The sequence below is a fragment of the Massilia sp. CT11-137 genome, from assembly GCF_047302885.1.
Lineage (GTDB): Bacteria > Pseudomonadota > Gammaproteobacteria > Burkholderiales > Burkholderiaceae_D > Telluria > Telluria orientalis.
In genome coordinates this window covers 2,824,648-2,848,348 of sequence record NZ_JBKYMP010000001.1, presented here as the reverse complement: position 1 = coordinate 2,848,348, position 23,701 = coordinate 2,824,648, and the positions used below count along the sequence as shown (strand labels likewise).

16 protein-coding genes are annotated in these 23,701 nt (G+C 67.5%); 11 read left to right on the top strand and 5 right to left on the bottom strand.

Going from position 1 to position 23,701, the window contains the following annotated elements:
• The first annotated feature begins 22 nt into the window (after window positions 1-22).
• Window positions 23-934: a 5-dehydro-4-deoxyglucarate dehydratase gene (gene kdgD / locus ACEN98_RS13005; protein ID WP_413384897.1), complete on the top strand. Its 912-nt coding sequence runs from the start codon at window positions 23-25 to the stop codon at window positions 932-934.
• Here kdgD and ACEN98_RS13000 read toward each other — a convergent pair whose 3' ends face one another.
• Both ACEN98_RS13000 and ACEN98_RS12995 read right to left on the bottom strand, forming a co-directional pair.
• On the bottom strand, window positions 935-3,553 hold the full coding sequence (locus ACEN98_RS13000; RefSeq protein WP_413384895.1) for a glycoside hydrolase family 2 TIM barrel-domain containing protein: 2,619 nt from the start codon (window positions 3,551-3,553) through the stop codon (window positions 935-937).
• 86 nt (window positions 3,554-3,639) lie between these two features.
• Window positions 3,640-5,037: an alpha-L-fucosidase gene (locus tag ACEN98_RS12995; RefSeq protein WP_413384893.1), complete on the bottom strand. Its 1,398-nt coding sequence runs from the start codon at window positions 5,035-5,037 to the stop codon at window positions 3,640-3,642.
• A 174-nt stretch (window positions 5,038-5,211) separates the two neighbouring features.
• Between ACEN98_RS12995 and ACEN98_RS12990 the strand changes: the two genes are divergently transcribed.
• On the top strand, window positions 5,212-7,143 hold the full coding sequence (locus ACEN98_RS12990) for a TonB-dependent receptor plug domain-containing protein (protein ID WP_413384891.1): 1,932 nt from the start codon (window positions 5,212-5,214) through the stop codon (window positions 7,141-7,143).
• A 519-nt stretch (window positions 7,144-7,662) separates the two neighbouring features.
• Complete coding sequence (locus tag ACEN98_RS12985) at window positions 7,663-9,108, top strand: NAD-dependent succinate-semialdehyde dehydrogenase (protein WP_413384889.1); 1,446 nt, start codon at window positions 7,663-7,665, stop codon at window positions 9,106-9,108.
• Here ACEN98_RS12985 and ACEN98_RS12980 read toward each other — a convergent pair.
• The 3 genes from ACEN98_RS12980 to clpP form a co-directional block, all read right to left on the bottom strand.
• A complete protein-coding gene (locus ACEN98_RS12980; RefSeq protein ID WP_413384887.1) occupies window positions 9,105-10,499 on the bottom strand; it encodes a diguanylate cyclase in 1,395 nt (464 codons plus the stop codon). The two genes, ACEN98_RS12985 and ACEN98_RS12980, sit on opposite strands and share 4 nt — an antisense overlap.
• A 100-nt stretch (window positions 10,500-10,599) precedes the next feature.
• On the bottom strand, window positions 10,600-12,729 hold the full coding sequence (locus ACEN98_RS12975; protein ID WP_413384885.1) for an exo-alpha-sialidase: 2,130 nt from the start codon (window positions 12,727-12,729) through the stop codon (window positions 10,600-10,602).
• 208 nt (window positions 12,730-12,937) lie between these two features.
• Complete coding sequence (clpP, locus tag ACEN98_RS12970) at window positions 12,938-13,528, bottom strand: ATP-dependent Clp endopeptidase proteolytic subunit ClpP (RefSeq protein WP_413384882.1); 591 nt, start codon at window positions 13,526-13,528, stop codon at window positions 12,938-12,940.
• Between the two features lie 142 nt (window positions 13,529-13,670).
• Between clpP and ACEN98_RS12965 the strand changes: the two genes are divergently transcribed.
• From ACEN98_RS12965 to ACEN98_RS12930, 8 genes are all read left to right on the top strand, one after another.
• The gene (locus ACEN98_RS12965) at window positions 13,671-14,333 is read left to right on the top strand and encodes a sigma-70 family RNA polymerase sigma factor (RefSeq protein WP_413384879.1); all 663 of its coding nucleotides are present in this window, start codon (window positions 13,671-13,673) and stop codon (window positions 14,331-14,333) included.
• A gap of 19 nt (window positions 14,334-14,352) precedes the next feature.
• On the top strand, window positions 14,353-16,545 hold the full coding sequence (locus ACEN98_RS12960) for an FUSC family membrane protein (RefSeq protein WP_413384877.1): 2,193 nt from the start codon (window positions 14,353-14,355) through the stop codon (window positions 16,543-16,545).
• 47 nt (window positions 16,546-16,592) lie between these two features.
• Window positions 16,593-17,348, top strand: a complete 756-nt coding sequence (locus tag ACEN98_RS12955) for a DJ-1/PfpI family protein (protein WP_413384874.1) — start codon at window positions 16,593-16,595, stop codon at window positions 17,346-17,348.
• A gap of 244 nt (window positions 17,349-17,592) precedes the next feature.
• Window positions 17,593-20,745, top strand: coding sequence for a type VI secretion system Vgr family protein (locus ACEN98_RS12950; RefSeq protein ID WP_413384871.1), 3,153 nt, complete (start codon window positions 17,593-17,595; stop codon window positions 20,743-20,745).
• A gap of 40 nt (window positions 20,746-20,785) precedes the next feature.
• A complete protein-coding gene (locus tag ACEN98_RS12945; protein WP_413384869.1) occupies window positions 20,786-21,334 on the top strand; it encodes a hypothetical protein in 549 nt (182 codons plus the stop codon).
• On the top strand, window positions 21,334-22,953 hold the full coding sequence (locus ACEN98_RS12940; RefSeq protein WP_413384867.1) for a LysM peptidoglycan-binding domain-containing protein: 1,620 nt from the start codon (window positions 21,334-21,336) through the stop codon (window positions 22,951-22,953). The genes ACEN98_RS12945 and ACEN98_RS12940 overlap by 1 nt, the downstream gene beginning before the upstream one ends.
• A gap of 1 nt (window position 22,954) precedes the next feature.
• A complete protein-coding gene (locus tag ACEN98_RS12935) occupies window positions 22,955-23,440 on the top strand; it encodes a hypothetical protein (RefSeq protein ID WP_413384865.1) in 486 nt (161 codons plus the stop codon).
• Window positions 23,437-23,697: a PAAR domain-containing protein gene (locus ACEN98_RS12930; RefSeq protein ID WP_413384863.1), complete on the top strand. Its 261-nt coding sequence runs from the start codon at window positions 23,437-23,439 to the stop codon at window positions 23,695-23,697. Before ACEN98_RS12935 ends, ACEN98_RS12930 begins: the two co-directional genes overlap by 4 nt.
• Window positions 23,698-23,701: the final 4 nt, after the last annotated feature.

The window sequence follows — 23,701 nt, the reverse complement described above, 5'->3', positions numbered from 1 at the left end:
AACCCACCGCCCTGGAGCGCAAATGAATCCGCAAGAACTCAAGCAAGTGATGTCGTCCGGCCTGCTGTCCTTCCCCATCACCGACTTCGATGCCGAAGGCAACTTCCGCAAGAACACTTACATCGAACGCCTGGAATGGCTCGCCCCGTACGGCGCCACCGCCCTGTTCGCGGCCGGCGGCACCGGCGAATTCTTCTCGCTGACGCACGACGAATACTCGCAGGTGATCAAGACCGCGGTCGACACGTGCGCCGGCAAGGTGCCGATCCTCGCCGGCGTCGGCGGCCCGACCCGCGCCGCGATCGCGTTCGCGCAGGAAGCCGAGCGCCTGGGCGCGAAAGGCGTGCTGCTGCTGCCGCACTACCTGACGGAAGCGAGCCAGGACGGCCTCGTCGCGCACGTGGAAGAAGTCTGCAAATCGGTGAACATCGGCGTCGTCGTGTACAACCGCGCGCAATGCCGCCTGACCGCGGACTCGCTGGAACAGCTGGCCGACCGCTGCCCCAACCTGATCGGCTTCAAGGACGGCATCGGCGACATCGAACTGATGGTGTCGATCTGGCGCCGCCTCGGCGACCGCTTCAGCTACCTGGGCGGCCTGCCGACCGCGGAAGTGTATGCGGCCGCGTACAAGGCGCTGGGCGTGCCCGTGTACTCGTCGGCCGTCTTCAACTTCATGCCGCAACTGGCGATGGATTTCTATCACGCGATCGCGCAGGACGACCACGCGACGACGAACCGCCTGCTGGACGAATTCTTCCTGCCCTACCTGGCGATCCGCAACCGCAAGGCCGGCTACGCCGTGTCGATCGTGAAGGCGGGCGCCCGCCTCGTCGGCCACGACGGCGGCCCGGTGCGCGCGCCGCTGACCGATTTGACGGAAGAAGAACACGCCATGCTCGATCAACTGATCAAGAAGCAGAACGTGCGCTGATCACCAGAAGGTCGCCGGCGTCCCCGTGATGACGACGTCGGCGATGCGGCAGTTGGCGCCCGCCAGGCGCAGCCGCAAGCGCCGTCCCGTGACGGCGCGCACCGGCACGTCGAACGTGTCGGCCGCCGCCGGCACGTCGTCCAGCACCTGCCACACGCCGCCCGTATCCTGCGCTTCCGCGGTCACGGCGCAGCGCCCACCCGGCGCGAACCGCACCGCCAGCCGGCGGTAATTCACGATGCGCTCGGGGTCGATGGCGATCCACGGCGCCGCGTCGTCCGCCGCCGGCGCCCACCACGTGGCAGCGTCGCCGTCGTTGACCAGCGACGATGCGTGATCGGCCGCGCTCGAACTGGCCTGCGTCGGATTCTTCAGGCCGAACGCCTGCTCTCCCCCCACCGCCATCTTGCGTTGCACGTACGGCCGGTCGGCCGCCAGCGGCGTCACGCCGTCGACGAAGGCCGGACCATCCACCGTCTCCACCGTCAGCACGCCGTCGGCGAGGCCGGGCGACGTCGCGCGGATGCGCGTCGTGCCGCGCTGCCAGCTGCGCATCGCGATGGCGGCCTGGCCGTCGCGGATCGGGATGTCGCCGTCCGGCGTGAACGCGATGCTGCGTCCCGTCGGCAGCTCGCCCGGCCCCGCTTCCAGCGCCAACTTCACGGGCGGGCTGTTGGACAGCGCCCTGCCGGCCGCATCCAACACCGTCACGACCAGTTGCACGTCGTCCGTGCCGTCCGCGTGGCGGATGACGGGACTGCTGGCCGTCACCCGTAGGGCGGCCGGCTGGCCCGGCTGCGGCCACGCGGGCGGCGCGATGCCGCGGTAGGCATTGCGGTACCAGTACCAGCTGCGCTTCGGCAGCCGCGCATAATCGACGAGGCCCATCGAGCCGAACTTGCCCGCGATCGAGCCGTGGTCGAACCCGGCCCATACGGCTTCGCCCGCGCGCCACGGGAAGCGCCACGACGCCGGCTCGCCCGCCTTCGCGCCCGGCGTGCGTTCGATGTCGCCCCAGCCCGGGTCGTATTCGCCCGGCCGGTCCGAGATGGTCGAGCCGTACTCCGCGACGAAGTTGGCGATGCCGGGATTCGGGAACAGCACGGCGCCGTCGCCGTTGTAGCCGGCGATGTCGCCGATGCGGTCGATGTCTCCCCGCTGCGCGCCGTCGACGGCAGCGGGCCGCGTGGGATCGAGCTTGTGCGACAGCGCCACCTCGTCCGCCAGCAGCTTGCGCACGGCCGGCAAGGTCTCCTTGTCGGTGAAGAAGACCTCGTTGTCCATGCCCCACGCGACGACGGACGGATGGTTGCGGTTGATGCGGATGAGTTCCGCCAGCTGCTGCTTGACGCTGTCCTCGAACGCGGCCTGGTGTTCGGCTTCGGGCGGATAGGCGGACCGGCTCCACGGGCTCCTCATGCCGGCCGTGCCCCAGAACGGCGCCTCCGGCAGGAACAGCATGCCGATCCGATCGGTCGCCTCGGCGAAATGCGGGTCGTGCGGATAGTGCGAGCCGCGGATGAAATCGAAACCGGCGTCCTTCATCAGCTGCACGTCGCGGTCGATGGCGGCATTCGTCACGGCGTCGCCCCATCCGGCCTGGTCCTGGTGCACGTTGGCGCCGCGGAAGTAGCGGTGCTCGCCGTTGAGAAAAAAGCCCTGGTCGGCCGTCCACTTGATGGTGCGGAAGCCGAACGACGTCTCGAAGCGGTCGCGCTGGCGCCCCGCCACGTCGAGCGTCGTGACGGCGCGGTACAGCGTGGGCGTCTCGGGACTCCACAGCTCGAGGCCCGCCAGCCGCGCGGACTCCTGCGCGACGTCCAGCGTCTGCCCCGGCGGCACGCGGACGGCCGCGTCGGGCAGCACGGCGACGGTGGCGCCGCGGCCGTCGGCGATGCGGGTGCGCACCGTCACCTTGACCGGTTTGCGACCGTCGTTGCGCACCTCCGTCGCCACGCGCACGGCGCCGCTGCGGCCCGTCAGGCCCGGCGTGGTTACGGCCGTGCCGGTCCACGGGACGTGCACGTCGTCCGTCGTCACGAGCCAGACGTCGCGGTAGATGCCGCCGCTGAAGATATGTTCGCCGGCGCGCGGCGCGAGCGTCGGGTCCCAGGTGTTGTCGACGCGGACGGCGATCACGTTGCGCCCCGGGTGCAGGGCGCCGGTCAGGTCGACGGGAAAGCCGGTATAGCCGCCGCGGTGGCGCGCGATCCTGCGGCCGTTGGCGTACACCTCGGCCGTCTGGAACGCGGCTTCGAACTCGAGCGTCCAGCGGCGCCCGGCGGTCCCTTGCGGCAGCACGAGATCCTTGCGGTACCAGCCGTAGCCGACGTACACCTCGGGCGCCTGGAAGTAAGGCGTGCTGAAACTGTGCGGGAGACCCACGGCCTGCCAGTCGCCGTCGTCGAAGTCGACCTTCTCGGCGCCGCCGATGTCGCCCAGGTGGAAGCGCCAGCCGGCGTTGAAATTCTGCCGCTGGCGCGCGGTAGGTGCTTCGGCCGCGGCCGCGGCAGGGGTTGCGGCATGGACCACGCCGGTCAATATGGCAAGCGCCGTGGCGGCTCGGGCCGCCAGGCGGATCAGGGCCGCCCGGGTAAGGGTCGCCGTCTGCGAACGCATTCGTGCTCCAGGTAGAAAATCATCATTGTGCGGATACCCGGCCTGCGCGGGCAATGATGAAATCCACCGGAGCGGCGAACGTTTTTTCAGCGCACGGGCGCGAGCCCTTCGGCGGACGCATCCAGTTGCAGTGCCACCACAGTGTCCATGTCGTCGCGCGCGGCGGCCGGTACCGAAATCTCGATGCCGCGCGCGGATTGCTCGACCTTCGCCGCGCCGCCGCCCAGCACGGACGCGCGCACGACGCGGGCCGGGAGCGCCGGCAGCGCGAGCTTGTCGCCCGGCCAGTTCAGCACGTGGACATAGACCGTGTTGCCGCGGCGCGTGGACGCGCCCCAGCTGCCCGGCAGGAACGGCCCGCCGCGGGTGCCGTAGATGCTGTCGCCATGCTTGCCCAGCCACGCGCCGATCTCGCGCAGGCGCTGGGCCTGCGCCGGATCGATGCGGCCGTCGGGGTCGGGCCCCACGTTGAGCAGCAGGTTGCCGTCGCGTCCCGCCACGTTCGCCAGCAGCTGGATGTAGTGCTTCAGGGGCTTCGGCTGCATGTTCGGCTGGTAGCCCCAGGCGCCGGCGATCGTCGTGCACAGCTCCCACGGATGCTGGTCGTCGTAGTCGCCCAGCGCGCCGTCGCCTTCGCGCGAGTGGAAGTCTTCCTTCATGTCCGCGCGGCCGTTGATGACGACGTTCGGCTGCAGGCGGCGCAGCATCGTGTGCACCTTGTCGTGCTGCCAGTCGAAGCCGCCGCCGTAGTGCTTGCCGGGCGCGCGCTTCTGCCACTGCGCGGCGGACCAGTCGCCGCCGAAGCTCAGCCAGTCGGTCTCGCCGCCGTCGAACCACAGCACGTCGAGCTTGCCGTAGTTGGACAGCAGTTTTTCCATCTGGCGGTGGTACTGGGCGCGCATCGCTTCCGCGCTGTCCCGGTACAGGTCGGGGAAGAAGTAGCCCGGATAGCGCCAGTCCAGCGGCGAGTAATACAGCCCCACGCCCATGCCGGCCTTGCGCGCGGCCTTCACGTAGTCCGCGACGAAATCGCGCTGCGCGGCCGTCTTCGTGCTCGAGAACGGATTGTCGCCGTCGTCGAACATCGCAAAGCCGTCGTGGTGGCGCGACGTGAACACCATGTATTTCATGCCCGCGGACTTCGCCAGCTGCGCCCACCCGTCCGGGTCGAAGTGGCGCGGCTTGAACTGGCCGGCCAGCTTCGCGTATTCGTTCACCGGGGTCTGTTCCATGAATTGCGCCCACTCGCCGCGGCCGGGGATGGCATACAGCCCCCAGTGGATGAACATGCCGAAGCGGGCCTGGCGCCACCAGGCGATGCGGGCGGCCGCGTCGCCGTCGGCGGACGCTGCTCCGGCGGCCGGCGCGGCGGCGGGGGTCGTCTGTGCGGACGCCGCGCCCGGCAGCGCGCATGCGGCGGCGGCCAGCAACAGGCCGGCCAGGGCGCGCCGGCGGCGGCCGTGCGCTGGGATGAATGTGTTCACAGTGTCTCCGTTGGATTTTGTCGGATTGTCCGAATTGTGTCCCGTCTCCGCAATTATGAAATTGCTTATCGCCGTCATAAAAAAAGTGGAAGCCGCGCACGGCACGATGGTATCGGTAACAAATCGATTTCTGCAATACAATCTTGCGAATTCGACTAAATGTGTCCTGTTACCATGCTCAGTTCCACATTGTTTCCTCCCGCGGCCGTCCGGGTCTCCGCCCTCCTCGCCGCCCTCCTCGCCGCGCCGGCCGCCAGGGCCATCGTCCCCGCACAGAACGACGATATCGCGGAACTGAGCCTGGAAGAACTGGCCAACATCCAGGTCACGTCCGTATCGAAACGGTCGGAATCGCTGTCCGACGCGGCGGCCTCCATCTTCGTCATCACGGGCAACGACATCCGCCGCGCGGGCGCCGCGTCGCTGCCGGAAGCGCTGCGGCTCGCGCCCAACCTGCAGGTGGCGCGCGTCGATGCGCGCAATTACGCGGTCACGGCGCGCGGCTTTTCCAGCCCGTTCGAAAACAAGCTGCTCGTGCTGATCGACGGCCGCACCGTGTACTCTCCCCTGTTCTCCGGCGTGTTCTGGGACGTGCAGGACGTGGTGCTGGACGACGTCGAGCGCATCGAAGTGATCAGCGGCCCGGGCGCGACCTTGTGGGGTGCGAATGCCGTCAACGGCGTCATCAACATCATCACGAAGTCGTCCGCCGCCACGCAGGGCGCGCTGCTGGCGGCGACCCTCGGCAAGGATGCGCGCGACGGCGCCGTGCGCTACGGCGGCCGGATGAAAGGCGACGGCCACTATCGCGCCTACGCCAAGCACGCCGAAAACGACGACACGCACACGGCGGCGGGCGCCACCACGCAAACGGGCTGGCACCGCGACCAGGCCGGGTTCCGCACGGACTGGGGCGATGGGCTCACGGTCCAGGGCGACGTTTACGACGCGCGGCTGCGCCAGGCGAATACGCGCGACATCAGGGTCGCCGGCGCCAACCTGCTGGGGCGCGCGGCGCGCACGTTCGGGGACGGCTCGTCGGCCACCGTCCAGCTGTACTGGGACCACACGGAGCGCGACCAGCCGAACGCCTTCCACGAACGCCTCGACACGTTCGACCTGCAGTTGCAGCACGCCGTGCACGTCGGCGGCAGCCACCATGTCGTGTGGGGCGGCGGCTACCGCCTGGGCCACGACCGCGTCGAGAACGGCCCCGCGTTCGGCTTCCTGCCCGGAACGCTGAACCTGCGCTGGGCGAACCTGTTCGCGCAGGACGAGATCGCGCTGCGCGACAACCTGCGCCTCACGGCCGGCCTGAAAATCGAGGACAACAATTACACGGGCGTCGAAATGCTGCCCACCTTGCGCCTCGCGTGGAATCCGCGGCCGGCTGCCCTCGTGTGGACGTCGCTGTCGCGCGCCGTGCGGGCGCCGTCGCGCATCGACCGCGATTTGTACAGTCCCATCCGGCCGCCCGTCGTAAACGGCGTGCCGCAGTATGGCGTGGCGGGTGGTCCCGGGTTCGAATCGGAGACGGCCAAGGTGTTCGAACTGGGCTACCGCGGCCGGCCCTCGGCGTCCCTGTCGTATTCGACCACCTTGTTCTTCAGCCGCTACGACCGGCTGCGCACGCTGGAGCCGAATCCGTCCGGCCCGGGTTCCGTGTTCGAGAACCGGGCGGACGGCCTCACGCGCGGCATCGAAGCGTGGGCCACGTGGCAGGCGGCGGATGCGTGGCGCCTGTCCGGCGGCGGCGTCGTGCAGCGCGTCGGCACCACCCTGGAGCCCGGTAGCCGCGACCTGTCGGGAGCGACGGGCCTGTTCACGAGCGACCCGACGCATTACTGGCAGGTGCGCTCCTCGTACGACATCGGCGCCGGCCAGGAATTCGACGTCACCTTGCGCCACGTGGGCGCGCTGCCGCGCCCGAGCGTGCCCGCGTACACGGCCGTCGATGCGCGCTGGGGCTGGCGCATCCGCCGCGGCGTCGAGCTGTCGATCATCGGCCAGAATCTGTTCGATCCGCGCCATGCGGAATTCGGGTCGGCCGCCACGCGCAGCGAATACGAACGCGCGCTCGCCGTGCGGGTCGTGTGGACGCCCTGACGCCAGTCGGCGTCAGGGCGGAAATCGCCGATCGAGTTCCCCGCGCCGCGCGCCGCGTCGGCCCGGTAATAGCGTTCGAACACGCGTTCGAGGTGCTCGGATCCCGGTCGGCGGGACTGTCGGGGAATCAGGTCGTGCGCGTCAGGTCGCGCGGATGGCGTGGTAGTTCATTGTGTCGTCCTCTCTTCTTTTTGTTTTCTGGATGGTAGAAAGCCAACCAAATGGTTGCGCAAACAAACTTCCAGTTTCGCCTGGCAATACCACTTTTTGGTTAAAAAAGTGTTGATTAAATATAAAATGCTAATCTAAATATCAAACATCCCAGCGACCAATGGAATTTTTTGCGCGACCGATATCGCAAATGGTATCGTCATCCCGAGCGCATGATATACGCTACCAGTGTTTGCTAACATTCGTGTTATGCGCAAACACTCACACCGATTTCACACGGTGTTAAGCAAACAATCCGCAGCGGTGCGATCATTGCGTTCTCTGCATCCGACAACTCATAGAGGACCCATGACCACCTCCAGCTATCCCGACACCCGCCTCCTGATCGCCAACGAATGGGTCGACGCCACCGGCGGCAAGACGATCCCGGTCGTGAACCCGGCCACGGGCCAGGCGATCGGCTCCGTCGCGCACGCGGCCATCGCCGACCTGGACCGCGCCCTCGCCGCCGCCCAGCAGGGCTTCGAGAAATGGCGCTTCGTGCCCGCCGCCGAGCGCGCCGCCATCATGCGCCGCGCCGCCAGCCTGCTGCGCGAACGCGCCGGCGACATCGCCCGCCTGCTGACCCAGGAACAGGGCAAACCGCTTGCGGAAGCAAAAATGGAAGCGCTGGCCGGCGCCGAGATCATCGACTGGTTCGCGGCCGAGGGCATGCGCGTGTACGGCCGTATCGTGCCGGCCCGCAACCCGCAGGCGCAGCAGCTCGTGCTGAAGGAACCGGTCGGCCCCGTCGCCGCCTTCACGCCGTGGAACTTCCCGATCAACCAGGTCGTCCGCAAGCTGGCCGCCGCGCTGGCCACCGGCTGCTCGTTCCTGTGCAAGGCGCCGGAAGAGACCCCGGCCTCCCCGGCCGCGCTGTTCCAGTGCTTCGTCGACGCGGGCGTACCGGCCGGCGTCGTGGGCCTCGTGTTCGGCGATCCGGCCGAGATCTCGGGCTATTTGATCCCGCACCCGGTCATCCGCAAGGTCACCTTCACGGGTTCCACGCCGGTCGGCAAGCAGCTCGCCGCGCTGGCCGGCGCGCACATGAAGCGCGTGACGATGGAACTGGGCGGCCATGCGCCGGTGATCGTCGCCGAAGACGCGGACGTGACCCTGGCCGTCAAGGCCGCCGGCGCCGCCAAGTTCCGCAACGCGGGCCAGGTCTGCATCTCCCCGACCCGCTTCCTCGTGCACAACGCGATCAAGGACGAGTTCACGCGCGCCTTCGTCGCGCATGCGGAAGGCCTGAAACTGGGCGACGGCCTGCTTGAGGGCACGACCCTCGGTCCCCTCGCCAATTCGCGCCGCGTGACGGCGATGGCGAAGATGGTCGAGGATGCGCAAGCCAGGGGCGCCATCGTCGCGACGGGCGGCAAGCGCGTGGGCGATGCGGGCAACTTCTTCGCGCCGACAATCCTCGCCGACGTGCCGCTGGAAGCGTCGATCTTCAACGACGAACCGTTCGGCCCCGTCGCCGGCATCCGCGGCTTCGACAGCCTCGAGGAGGCGATCGCGGAAGCGAACCGCCTGCCGTACGGCCTGGCCGGCTACGCGTTCACGCGCTCGATCAAGAACGCGCACCTGCTGATGAACCGCGTGGAAGTGGGCATGCTGTGGATTAACCAGCCGGCCACGCCGAGCGCCGAGCTGCCGTTCGGCGGCGTCAAGGATTCGGGCTACGGTTCCGAAGGCGGTCCGGAAGCGCTGGAAGCCTACCTCAACACGAAGGCCATCTCGATGGTGGGCGTCTAGGCGACGACGACGCGGTTGCGGCCGGCGTGCTTGGCGCTGTAGAGCGCCGCGTCGGCCTGCGACAGCAACGTGCCGACGGGCGTGTCCGGGGCGTCCCGGCAGCCCAGGCCGATGCTGACGGTGGCGTGCAGGCGCACGCCGCCCTCCAGCACGGCCGGCTGCGCCGCGAACGCGTCGCAGATGCGCTGCGCGATCGCGCGCGCGTCCTCGGGATCGCAGCCGGGCAGCAGCACGGCGAATTCCTCGCCGCCCAGGCGTCCCAGCACGTCGCCCGCGCGCAGGCACCCCGCCACCACGCGCGCGAAATGGGTCAGCACTTCGTCACCGGCCGCGTGGCCGTGAGTGTCGTTGACCTTCTTGAAAAAATCGATATCCATCATCAGCACGGCGGCCGCGTGCACGCTGTCCGCACGCGCCATGAAGCCGCCGCGGTTGAGCACTTGCGTGAGCGGATCGTGCGACGCCGCGTGCCGCAGCCGCGCCAGTAGTTCGTTGCGGGCCACCATCACGCTCGCGACGGCCAGCGGAGCCAGTGCCGTCAACGTCACCCCGACGCGCAGCGACATGACGGCCTGCGGAGTATCGACGGCAGCGCCGATCGCGAGCATGCCGCTGGCGATCGCGAGCAGGGTCCACATCGAGAACAGCAAGGTGATGCCCGCCGTGGCGAACAGGCTGTACGTCAGCGCGCACCACAGCATGGCGGGAATCGGAAAGGAGATCACGCCGGGCCCGCCCAGCTGCGTCTCCAGCCACAGGCTGCCCGCGAACGCGGCCAGCGGCGCGAGGTGGCCGATGCGCCAGGCGGGTGCGTCGCCGCGGCGTCGGCGTCGCGCCAGCCGGCGCGCCAGGTCCGGCATCGTCAGCAGCACGGGCAGGATCGCGATGGTGTTGACGAGCTCCGTCGAAAACCAGAACAGGAAGCCATACGCCCGCGTGCCGCCGAACAGCGCCGGGTGGATCACGGTGCCGCCCACGCCGGCCGCCGCGGCGCCGCACAGCGCCACCAGCACGAAACGCAGCATCGAGCGCGGATGGCGCAGGCCGCGCATGTCGTCGCTCATCCGTTTCAGCAGCGCATAACACACCGACACGCCCATCAGATTGGTCGTCGTGAGCATGAGGGTCTTGGGCCAGCCGTGCTGCATGATCAGGTCGGCAACGATGTAGCCGGCGATGGCGGCCAGCCAGTGCGCCGCTGTCGGCGGATGGGCGCGCCGCAACAGCAGCCCGACGAGGACGGCGTTCGTGGGCCAGAACGCGGCCAGCACGCCCGGCGGCGCCGTGTAGATGCCGAAGATGGAACAGATGAAGACGAGCGCGCCGACCAGCAGCGCGTCTGTCAGGTCGAGGCCGGCAACCGGTCGATGGGGGGCATGAGAAGGTTGCACGGCTCGAAGGAATCGGTGGGAACACGCTTCCGGCCAGATTAGCACAGTTCCGTACGGAAACAATCTGTTCTGACAAGAGGCGTGTTCACAACGCAACGGCTTACGGCTTGCCGACCACGATCCCCCGTCCCGCCGTGCTCATGTAGACCACGCCGAACGTGTTCATGTCACCGACGACGAAATGGCCGTTGCCCGGACCGCCGTACTGGTGCGCGTTGTCGTTGATGCGGGTCCAGCTCTGCCCCGCGTCGGTGGACCGGTACACGCCGGTCACGCCGCCGATGGTGCCCCAGATGAACACGGTCGGATACGACGCGCCCGCCGCAGCCTTGCCGAAGCCGACCGCGCCGCAATACGTGACATTGGCGATATTGCTGAATTGCCAGCCCGAGCTCGTGGTCCGGGCGAGGCCGCCCCAGTTCAGCGGCACCCAGATATCGCCTTCGCGGCCCGGCGCGGCGCGGATCACGTCGCTGCCCCACGTGGCCAGCGTGTTGAACTTCCAGAACGACGCGCCGCTGTCCGTGCTGATCATGAAGCTGCCGTCGGCCGGGTTGTACACGTAGAACTTGCTGGCATTGGCCGGATCCGCGACCGGACGCGCATTGTTGACGCTGAGGCCGCCCACCGTCGACCAGGTTCCGCCCATGTTGGTGGAACGGTACATGGTCGACGAATTGGACGGGTTGTGCAGCAGGACCGTGCCGCTGGCCGACAAGGCCACCTGGCCGTAGGTGCCATTCATATTGGTCTGGTTCCAGTTCACGCCGCCATTGGCCGACGTGTACATCTTGTTCCCGACCCGCACCGCGAGGTTCTTGTTGGCGTCGGCGACGGCCAGGCCCGTGGTCGTGCCCATCGTCGGCGAGAATTGCGGGTTCGTGTACGCGTCGATGTTGTAGTGCAGGAAGCCGTCGTAGTCGCCGATGGCGGACAGCACCGGGCCGCCCGGGATGCTGTTGATATTCAGCGGCACCGTTTCTTCCAGACCCTTGACTGTGAACGTCCACGTGGTCGGCACCGCGTCGATATTCGCCGTCTTGAAGATGCCGTTGCCCGAGGTCACCCACACGGCCTTGTTGTTGAACGGATCGAACACGGCCACGCCGGCCCAGTGGATCGCCTTGCCGTTGATCCAGGGCACGCCGCCATTGTCGCGGACGAAGCCGCGGTTGATCACGTCGGTCCAGCTGGCGCCGCCGTTGGTCGAGATGTAGACATGGTCGCCCCAGCTGTCGCCCTGCTGCATGTACTGGTTGATCGTCGACGCGACCAGGCGCTGCGAATTGGCCGGGTCCACGCTGATGCCGCTGAAGGCCGCGTTGACGCCGGACGGGGTCACGTTGGTCCACGCGCCGTTCGAGATCGTGTAGCGCCAGATCTGGCCGCTGTTCATGGGTTCCGAGCCCGAGCTGTTGCCGTTCGGTCCCGCACCGTTGGCATACGTGATGTACACGTTGCCGGCGCCGTCGAACGCGGCGCGCTGCGGCATCAGGCCGGACGGGCTGCCGGAGATGGCGCTGAACGACGCGCCCGCGTTATCGCTGCGGTACAGGTTGGCGCCCGCCGAGCCGTAGCGCGAGACGCCGACCAGCAGCCGCTGCGCCACGCCGCCCGACACGCTGGACGGATCGGCCAGGACGAGGCTGATGCCATTGTCGTTGGGCGTCGTCGTCACGTTCAGCGCCGTCACCCTGGCCCAGCTCGCGCCATAGTTCGTGCTCTTGAACAGCCCGCTCTGGCGCGTACCGGCATACAGCACATTGCTCGAGCCCGGGTCGACGACGAGCCGCTCGCCGTTCTGGCGGCCCATGCCGTTACCGTGCGCCTTGAACTGGCTCGTCACTTCGGCGACGCTGAACGTCCTGCCGTAATCGGACGAACGCAGCACCGCGGTCTTGCCGTTGTTGAAATAATTGATCCCGACGGTCATGTAGACATTGGCGGCGTTCTTCGGGTCGACCGCGAGCGCTTCGACGCCGAGGAAGCCGACCTGGTCTTCCGCCACCCAGTCCAGCAGCGACACCCAGCGGCCGCTGGCATTGTCCCACCGGTACGCGCCGCCGACGTCCGTGCGTGCGTACACGACGTTCGCTTCCGTCTTGCTGGGAATGACGGCGGACACGAATCCGCCGCCGCCGATGCCGACATTTCCCCACGAATACGCCATCGCCGGCTGCTGGACGGCCAATGCGGCCGCCGCGAGCAGTGTTGCATTGATCAACTTCATGTAATGCCTCCTAAGATTTGTTATGCATATGAAGTAAGGCAACGCCTGATTCTGCGCAGGCGCCGATCCCTACGTTCGGCTTGTCTCCATCAAGCCGAATCGCAAGAATCTCCGAAACATATCTGAGAAGATTGACCGCACACGATGGCGTATCCACGCCTGCGAAAAATTGTTGGTGGAGCTGGCGGTTTTCATAACGACGCCCAGGTCAGCCGGCACCGCGCGCCTCCAGCACCCGGTCGATGAGGCCATACTCGACGCCCTCGGCGGCGGACATGTAGCGGTCGCGGTCCGTGTCCTTCTCGATCCGCGCCAGGGTCTGCCCCGTGCGTTCCGCGAGGATCGTGTTCAGGCGGTGGCGCTGGTACAGCATCTCGCGCGCCTGGATGTCGATGTCGGCCGCGACGCCCTGCGATCCGCCGTGCGGCTGGTGGATCATGATGCGGGCGTTCGGCAATGCGTACCGTTTGCCGGGCGCGCCAGCCGCCAGCAGGAACGAGCCCATGCTGGCGGCGAAGCCCGTGCACAGCGTGGACACGGCGGGGCGGATGAACTGCATCGTGTCGTACACGGCCATTCCCGCATACACGGACCCGCCGGGCGAGTTGATGTACAGTGAGATGTCCTTGTCCGGATTGTCCGATTCGAGGAACAGCAGTTGCGCGACGATCAGGTTGGCCGACTGTTCCGTCACTTCGCCGACGAGGAAGACGACGCGTTCCTTCAGCAGGCAGGAATAGATGTCGAAAGCGCGTTCGCCGCGGCCGGTCTGTTCGATGACGGTGGGGACGAAGTTCATGATGGTCCTTTCGGTGGTGGAAGGTGCCTCATGACGCTTGCCGCCGGGCGCCGTGTGACGGCGTAAAAAATATGCCGGCGGCGTGTCACATCCGGGCCGCGCCGGGCGTCAAGCGGGACCACCACCAGCGAGGAGATGCACGATGCCATGCACCAGCGCCACCGACGTGTTCGAACAATTGCGTCCGCGCCTGATCGCGCTCAGCCTGCGCATCGTCGGCAGCGCGGCGGACGCCGAGGACGTCGTGCAGGACTGCTTCCTGAAATGGCAGGCCGCGGACCGGGCCGCGCTGGCGACGCCCGCGGCGTGGCTGACGACCGTCGTGCGGCACCAGTCGATCGACCGCCTGCGCCGGCGCGCGCGCGAGACGCAGGCCGCGCACGCCGCCATGGAACTCGTGCCCGCCGCGCCGCCCGTCCCGCCGGACGAGGCGCTGCTGCGGCGTGCGGACGCGGGCGACGCGCTGGCCCGGCTCCTCGCCCGGCTGTCGCCGTCCGAGCGGCTGGCGCTGGTCCTGTTCGACGTGTTCGAATGCGGCCACGCCGACATCGCGGCCGCGCTCGGCACGACACCGGCGAACGCGCGCCAGCACCTGTCGCGCGCGCGGCGCCGCCTGCGCGCAACCGAGGGCGACACGCCGCCGGACGAAAAGCTGTGCCGCGAGCTCATCCGCCGCTTCCATGCCGCGCTCGACGGGCTCGACGTGCCGGCGATGATCACCCTGCTCAGCGAGACCCAGCCGATGGCCGTGCGCGCCCGGGCGTGCGCCAACGATGCCGCGTACGATTTCCGGATGGCGGCATAGGGACGCCGGCGACGCTATAATGACTCGTCCATTGCTGACGCGTCCCCACATGCATTACGCCCTCGCGCCGCGCACGCTCTTCTTCAGTCACTACTTTTATACCGGCCTGCGCATCGCCACGGGCGTCGTCGGCCTGACGTTCCTGACGTATGCCGTCGCCGACCTGCCGACCGCGATGGCGGTGGCGATGGGCGCGCTGTGCACGAGCCTGATGGACCTGCCCAGCCCGCTGCGCCACAAGTTCAACGAGATGCTGGCCGGCGTGCTGACGTGCTCGCTGGTGGCGCTGCTCGTCAGCCTGTGTTCGCCCGTGCAATGGCTGCTGCGCACCGTCATCGTGCTCGTCTCCTTCCTCGCCAGCATGATGACCGTGTACGGCCGCAAGGCGATGCCGCTGCAGTTCGTCGCGCTGTTCGTGATGATGCTGTCGAGCGACGCCGCCGCCACGCCGCTGCAGGCGCTGCGCCAGGGGGCCCTGTTCTTCGCGGGCGGTGCCGGCTACATGACGTATGCGATGGTCGTCGTCTGGCGGCTGCGGCGCCGCCTGAAGCAGCAGGTGCTGGCCGAAGCGCTGTACGAACTGGCCGCTTACACGGGCATCAAGGCCGGCTGCTACGACATGGCCAACCCGCTGCCGGCGCAGATGGAAAAGCTCGTGCGCCAGCAAAGCGTGCTGGCCGAGCGCCAGCAGGCGTCGCGCGACCTGGTCCTGCGCGGCAAGCCCAGGGACGACGAGGCCGTCCTCGTGCGCGTGCACTACGCCATGTTCGACCTGTACGAACTGGTGCTCTCGACGCACACCGATTACGCCCTGCTGCGCCAGCATTTCGCGGGCGGCCCCGTGCTGCCGCTGCTGGGCGACCTGATCGGCAAGGCGGCGCGCGACATCGAATCGGCGGCATACGCCATGACGCGCGACCGCCCGTCGCATGCCGATACCGATTACCGCCCCGAGCTGGCCGCGCTGGAGACGGCATTGCGCGCCCTGCCCCCGGCCGACAGCGACGAGGTCAATCCGCAGGCCGTGCTGCGCGCCACGTCCAACAAGATCCGCGACATGATCGCGATGATCGCGCGCCTGCACGCCGCCAGCGGGACGGAGGGCGGGACACTCCCGATGGCGCCGGGCAGCGACCTGACGCCCTTCCTCACCCAGCAGCGCTACAACCTGGGCACGCTCGTCGCCAACCTGCGCTGGACGTCGCCCACGTTCCGGTTCGCGCTGCGCGTGGCGATGGCGATCTCGGTGGGCCTGCTGTCGTCCGAATGGCTGCCGTACACGTCGCACGGCTACTGGACGGCGCTGACGATCGCCGTGATCCTCAAGCCGACGTTCAGCATGACGCGCCAGCGCCGCACCGACCGCCTGGTCGGCACGCTGATCGGCTGCGTGCTCACGGCGTTGATCCTCCGCTTCGTCCATTCGCCGGCCGTGCTGATCGGCTTCCTGTTCGTCGCGACCGCGGCCGGGCCGACCTTCCTGTCGATCAAGTACCGCTACACGGCGATCGCCGCCAGCGTGCAGGCCCTGCTGCTGATCGGCCTGACCGTGCCGCATTTTGCCGGCGCCATCGAACAACGCCTGCTCGACACGCTGCTCGGCGCGCTGATCGCCTCGTTCTTCAGCTACGTGCTGCCGAACTGGGAACACCAGCACCTGCCGGAACTGGTGGACGCCGTGACCGACGCGAACCGCGGCTACATCGACGCCGCCGAAGACCTGCTGCTGGAACGCGCGGTCGACGATGCCCGCTACCGGATCCAGCGCAAGCGCTTCATGGACGCCCTCGCGAACCTCAGCGCGGCGCTGGGCCGCATGCTCGACGAGCCGGCCTCCCAGCAGCGCGCGCCTGCCGAGCTGAACCGCTTCACGGTGCAGAACTACCTGCTGATGGCGCACATGGCCGCGCTGCGCCTGCTGCTGCAGCGCTACGCGGACAACCTGCCGCGCGCGGAAGTCGAGGCCACGCTCGGGCACGCGTTCGCCCGCCTGCGCGGCACGCTCGGGGCCGCGCAGGCGGAACCGGCGCCGCTGCCCGGCAGCACCGACCGGATGGCGGCCTGGACCGGCTGGGCGCCGCTGCGGCGCCGGCTGCGGCTGCTGCAACAGGATGCGGCGCAGGTGGCGCTGTGCCATGGCGTGATCGATAGCGCGCTCGGGCGGGCCGATCGTACCGGCCGGTCGCCAACCTCCCACGTCGAATGGAACTAAACCGCGCCCGCCACCGTCTGTGAAGCATGACCCCCGCGCGCGCAATCATGAACACACCCAAGCCCCTTGCCGGAAAACGCATCGCCGTGCTGGCCGCCGACGGCTTCGAACAGGCCGAGCTCAAGACGCCGGTGGCCGCCCTCGCCGACGCCGGTGCGGCCGTGACGGTGGTCTCGCTACGGCGCGGACGCATCCGCGGCATGCACATGCACCAGCCCGGCGACCTCGTGCACGCCGACAAGTGCATCGACGATGCCGCCGCCGCCGACTACGACGGCCTTCTGATCCCGGGCGGCCATTTCAGCCCCGACGTCCTCCGCCAATCGGCCAACGCGCGCGCGTTCGTCCGCCAGTTCGACGCGGCGGGCAAGCCCGTCGCGCTGCTGTCGCAGGCGCCGCTCATCCTCGTATCGGCTGGGCTCGCCCCGCGGCGCATGCTGACGTCGTGGCCGGGCGTTCGCGACGACGTCGTCAACGCGGGCGCGACCTGGCGCAACGCAGCGGTCGTGCGCGACGCTCATCTGCTGTCGTGCCGCGGCGCCCACGACATGGCCGCCTTCGTGCCGGCGCTGATCGCCCTGTTCGCGGGTGAACCTGCCGCCGCTTTCAGCGCAGACATGCCGTCCGATCCGGCACCGGGCACGCCGCAGGAGCTTCCGAACCAGGCCCTGCGCTGGCTCGCGGCGCCGTCGTTCGGCACGATGCTGAGCCTCGCATTGCTGGGTGTGGGCGTCGTGGCCGCGCAGCGCGGCCGGCACAAGGTGCCTGCCGACGACGCCGGCCCCGCCGGCCGGACTGATTGACCCGTGCACGTTGCCGTGCCGACGTCATCTATGTCCGGATGCAACAATTGGTGAATTTCGCGCACCACCTCCTCTGTTATCTTTGCCAGTCCGTACGCCTGTCGCTTGCGCAACGGCGCTTTCACCCGCGCATCGTTGCCATGCACACGCTCAAGAAATATGTAAAATGTCGCAATGTTTTAGTTCGGCACTATTTAACGATAGGAACACGATGGGATTCCCTTCCCCTCACCTTGCAAGTTTATTGAACGACCCGCAACATCACCGTCTCCTGCGCCTCTCCTTCCCCCATGACGATGGTCCGGCGGCCACGCTTCTCGCGAACCGGCTGGAGGCCACGGAGAGCCTGTCGCGCGATTTCGCCTTCACGGTAGAAGTGTTGTCGGACGATGCGCGCATCTCCCTGAAGGACGTGCTGGGCCGCATGGTCACCGTCGATCTGGTGCGAGGCGACGGCAGCGTACGCCACTTCAACGGTTATGCGTTCGACTTCAAGCTCGTCAGGACGGACGGCGGATTCGCCTTTTACAGCATGGCGCTACGGCCGTGGCTGGCTTACCTGAAGCTTCGCAAAGACAATTGTCTGTACCACGGCAAGACGCTCCGCGAACAGACCGAAGCCGTATTCGCCGAATACGGCGCCCATGCCGACTGGGACATCCGCGTCACCAGCGACGACCGGCCCGTCACCATGGCCTGCCAGTTCGGCGAGACCGATCACAACTACCTGCACCGGCGCTGGGAAGCGGCCGGCTGGTACTACTGGTACGAGCATACGGCCACGGGGCACAGGCTCGTGATTGCGGACGACTCGACCCGCTCCCGGCCCATCGACGGCCCGACGGGCGAGATCCGCTACCAGAAGCACGGCGGCGCGATCGAGGAAGAAGGCATCGGCACATGGAGCCCGGCGCGCCGCATCCTGGCGGGCCGGACGGTCCTGAGCAGCTTCGATTTCAAGCGGCGCCAGCCAACGATCGTGGACGTGCCCACAATCGCCGACCAGGGCGACGTATTGTCCGTGGAGACCTACGAATACGCGGGCGCCTACGGTTTCCGCGACCGGGCTGACGGCAATGCCAAAGGGCAATTGCGGATGGAGGAACTCGAAGCGCGCGGCAAGCACCACGAGGCGGAAGGCAATAACCGCTACGTATTGCCGGGACGCGCGTTCACGCTGGTCGACCATTTCCAGTTCGACCCGTTCGCGCCAGGCAACCACCCGGACAAGGCCGAATTCCTGATTCTCGACGTCGAGCACAGCGCCACCAACAATTATCTGCAGGGGAAGGAAGCCGCCCCCGACTACCGCAACACGATGACGTGCACTCGCAAGAGCGTACCGTGGCGGCCCGGCCGCGGCTTCAACAGCGTCGACACGCGCATGCCCGGGCCGCAAACGGCCATCGTCGTGGGCCCGCCTGGCGAAGACATCCATACCGACGAACACGGCAGGGTTCGCGTCCAGTTCCACTGGGACCGCGAAGGCACCCACGACGAGCGCAGTTCGGCGTTCGTGCGCGTCGCGTCGAGCTGGGCCAGCGGCAATTACGGCGCGATCACCCTGCCCCGCATTGGCGACGAAGTTATCGTGCAATGGCTCGACGGGAATCCTGACCTGCCCATCATCACGGGCCGCGTGTATAACGGCACGAATATGGCGCCGTGGCAGTTGCCTGCGCAGAGCGCCCTATCCGGCATCCGCAGCAGCGAGCTGAAAGGTGGACTCGGCGCAGGCAACCGCAATAATCATCTGCTGCTGGACGACACGAACGGCCAGATCCAGGCCGTGCTGTCGTCTGATCACCAGCACAGCCAGCTGAATCTCGGCTACCTGACGCGCGTCACGGGCACGGCGGGCCGCCGCGACTTTCGCGGCGAAGGCTACGAATTGCGCACGGACGGCTGGGGTGCGCTGCGCGCCGCCAAGGGCCTGCTCGTGACCGCATGGCCGCAGGCGGCGCAGGACGAGGGCGCGACCCAGCAGGACAATACGGAAGGATCCGACACGCTGCGCGCCGTGCTCGACAGCGCCGCGAACCGCAGCAAGGCGGCGGAGATGGCAAGCGATGCGCGCGGCGACAACAAGCTCGGCCACCGCGGCCTGGAGAGCCATGCGGCGCTGAACGAGCACAGCTGGTCGCTGGCGAAGCCCCTCGTGTTCATCACTGGCCCGGACGGCGTGGCGACGAGTACACCGCGCAGCATCGTGCACGCGGCCGGCGAAGACCTGGGGAATTACGCCGTCGGCCACCTGGATCTTACCGCGGGCAAGATCCTGTCGCTGAGCGCCGCGCAAGGCATGCGCCAGCACGTCGAACGGGGCGGCCACTCCACTGTCGTCAGCCACGGCGACTATCACGTGCACGTTCAGGACGGGCGGACGGAAGTCCTGTCGCAGAAAGGCATCATGATCGAGGCCAAGTCCGGCGACATCACGCTCAAGACGAAGGGCGGCAGCATCGTCCTGACGGAATCGGGCGACATCTTGATCAAGGGCGCCAAGGAAACCCACGAAATCGCCGGCACCATCGAACTGGGCGCGGCCAAAGTCGTCAACACCGGCAGCGTACCGGCGGCGGAGAGCAAGCCGTTCTGGGGCCAGATGAACGTAGGCAAGTTCAGCCAGCAATTGGTATTGGCTGAGGCCCTGCACAAGTTCGGCGGCAAGGCCGCCAACTATGCCTACAAGATCGTCGCAAAGGATGGCGCCGTGCTCAAGTCCGGCAAGCTGGACGGCGAAGGCAAGTCCGAACGCGTGTTCACGGAGGACATGGAAGAGCTCCATGCCGAGATCGACGTGCACGGCGGCAAATGGCAGGTGGTGCGCGACGAGCGCCACGCCATCGACCGGCCGGCCCCGGACCCGACTGCCGACGGCGACGTGCCGGTCGGCGTGAGCATCCTTGCCGAGAAGCTGCCGATGCCGATCGACATGGCCCACGGCCTGTTCCGTCCGGACGGGCGGATCGACGTCGAGTCGGCCGCGATGTCGGTGCTCGAGACGCGCCTGCGGCTGCCGGCAGCCGCCATCGTCGAGCTCGTGCGCCATCGCGGCGAGCTGGATCCGGTCGCCATCGCCAAGGCGGGCGCGGCGAACGTCATCCATGGCGCCGTGAACGATGCGAGCACCAGGCTGCTTGCCGCGTTGAGCGGCCGGTGGAAGCCCGGCACTGCCCTGCCGCAGGAAATCCACAGTGTGTTCGAACGCGCCCAGGCGCAGCGTGCGCGCGTTGCCGCTGTCATGGCGCCGGACGAGGACGCTTCCGATGCCGACGAGGTCGACATCGCCGCGACCGACACGTGGACGGCGCTGTCGCAATCCACGCCGTTCGCGGTCGACCTGGATGCCCTGCCGGCGGAGCTGCGCGGCGAAGGCGACGAGGACGGCGCGTGACGGCGCAACGTGACGGGAAATACTACAAGGACGTACGACAATGTTCCAAGCACTGAAACACTCACACCTGGCCGTGGCCGCCCTGTGCGCCGTCACCGCCATCCCGGCCCTGGCGCGCGAACCGCTGGTGCCGAAACACGCGGCGCTGCAATGCGCGGACCGCCGCGTCGAGCTGGAGGCCAGCTGCTTCCAGTACGTCGGCAACATGCTGGCCTGCACCCGCCAGTCGCTGCAATTTACCGGCGCCGATGGCAAAGTCCTGGGCAGCCGCGTGTTCACGCCCCAGCCGCAGGAAGAAGGCGACGACTATCCCCCGATCGAGGAAAAAGTCGGCTCACTCAGCTGCGTCGAAACGAAGAACAAGCAACAATTCGTCGTCGCGTCGATGTTCAACGGCGGCAACTGCCCCCAATGCGAATGGACAGACGTGTATTCGATGGATGGCGTCCTGCTGGGCAGCACGCGCGATCGCAAGAGCAGGAGCGCGGACATGACGGCGGCCCTGGAGGCGCTGAGGGACAAGCAGGTCAAGCGCGTGCTCGACCAGGAGCCCCTGCGGGGCTTGTACCAATCCCGCTCCGATAAATAATGGCGATCGATTACAACGTCTTCTATTCGACCAAGGGCAAGGGCTACCGCAAGGAACAGATCGTCAGCTGGTCCGCCTACGAGGTCCCCATCGACACGCGACCGGGCCGCCTGGCGGGCAATTCGCGCATCTGGGGCGATGCCTCGCACGAGGTCCAGCGCAAGGTCATCGATGCCATCATCGCCGCCGCCAAGGCGGAGGGCTTCTCGGTGCGCCGCATCGCCATGCTGCTGGCGATGGCGAAGATCGAATCGGGCTTCAATCCGGACGCGGCGGCCGGCACGACCTCGGCATCCGGTCTCGGCCAGTTCGTCAAGAAGACGGGCGAGGCGTACGGCCTGAACGCGCAGAACCGTTTCGAAGCCGGTCCCGGCATCAAGGCGCTGATCGGGTACTTCAAGGAGAACGAAGCGATCGCGGCCAAGAAGAAGAAACCGGATTACTTTGTCTACAAATACCACCATGACGGCCCGTACGGCGAATACGGCGGCACGCAGCTCGCCACCGACAAGTTCGCGCCGCTGGCCGCGACCTACGAAAAAGCGCTGATCGCGGGCCACGTGCTCACCGTCATGGACCCGAGCGGGCAAGCCATCGCCGACGCGGAACTCAAGGTAGCGCAGGGCGGCAAGTCGGCCATCCTCAAGACGAACGAGCACGGCACGGCGCCGCCCTTCCTGGCCAGCCCGGACTTCGGCCCCATCCAGGTCTACATCAAGAAAGTCGACGGTACGTTCAAGTACCTGAGCGACCTCGCGATCGACAAGCTCGAATCGGCATGGACGCTCGTTGCGCCGAAGGAACGGGTACCGTTGAAGACGCACCTGCACGAGCCCAAGGCACCGGCCGCGGCCCCGGCACCCGACACGCACAAGGTGGAGTCGGGCGAGACGGTGTCGCGCATCGCGCGCGACCACGGCACGACCTACCAGGAGCTGTGCAAGCTGAACGGGATCGAGAAACCGTACACGATCTACCCCGGCCAGGTCCTCAAGCTGCCGCCGAAGAAGGGAAACGCCGCAGCCCCGCCCAAGCCGCCAGCGGGTCCGGCACCGGCGCATGCGCCCGCCAAGGCGCCCGCCCCGGCCGCGGCCACGGCACCGGCGCCCGCCAGGCCCGTCGTCAAAGAGCGGCGCGATGCGGAAAGCAAGCATCCGGTGGCAAACGTCGTGGCGCCTCCCACGGGCGGGATGGCCGCAACCATCGCGTACGCGATGAAGCATGCACACAAGAAGTCGCAACACTTGTGTCTCAGGTACGTCAAGACCGCGCTGAAGGCGACAAAAATGATCAGCACGTACCCGAACGTCGTCGCCGCCAAGGACTTCGGTCCGTCGCTCGCGGCCGAAGGTTTCAGGAATCTGCTGGAGACGAAGCCGGGCACGAATCTCAGGACGGCGCCCGTCGGGTCCGTCATCGTCTACCGCCCTGTGGAACAGCAGGAACGAAACGGCAAGCCGATCTATGGACACATCGAAATCAAGACCGACAGCGGCTACGTCAGCGATTACTTCACCGAACATCCTACCTTCAGCACCAACGAGGTGACGATGGTATCGCCAGTTGGCAGGACAACGGGCGTCAGCTACAAGGTCATCGGCATCTGGTTCAAGGAATAACATGAAGATTTCATCACTACTCCCCGCCCTCGGCCTCGCCGTCTGCACCGCGGCGTGCTCTCAGAACATGTCTCACGCAACGTCGGGCTACGTCTGCCCCGTCAAGAGCGCGTCCGGGCCGAAGGTCGAACAGCAGGTCGGGCTGGACGTCCTCGCCGCACTCGACAAGGCGTTCGACGCCGCATTGGGACCGGACGCCAAACACCTCGATCAGCCCAAGGTGCTCGCCAAACTGGCAGCGAGCCGTGTGGACGAGGCGCGGATGGCGGCGCTCGCCGACGTATCGGGATGCGCGGCGCTGCTCGACGTGCGCTCGTCGTGCTCGCAATACTACGACCCCGAACTGGGCAATCCGCTATCCGTCTTCATGGGCATGAAAAAGTCGGCACCGTTGCGCAAGCAATTCGAAGCGGCCGTCGCACGTTTGCCCGACGGCGAACCGAAGCGGGCGGCCGAGACCTGCATCAAGCTGGTCGGCAAGCGATGAACCGTCCGCTGATCCGGGTCGACGACACGACGTCGCACGGCGGCAAGGTGCTCGAAGGCAGCGCCAACATGATCGTCGACGGCAAGCCCGTCGCCCGCGTGGGCGACAAGGTCAGTTGCCCGATCCACGGCGACACGACGATCGCCAGCGGCAGCGCCACCTATCTCGTCGACGATAAGCCGACCGCGCGCGACGGCGACACGACCGCCTGCGGCGCCACGCTGAAGGCGACACAAGACCATTACTTCATCCAATGACACC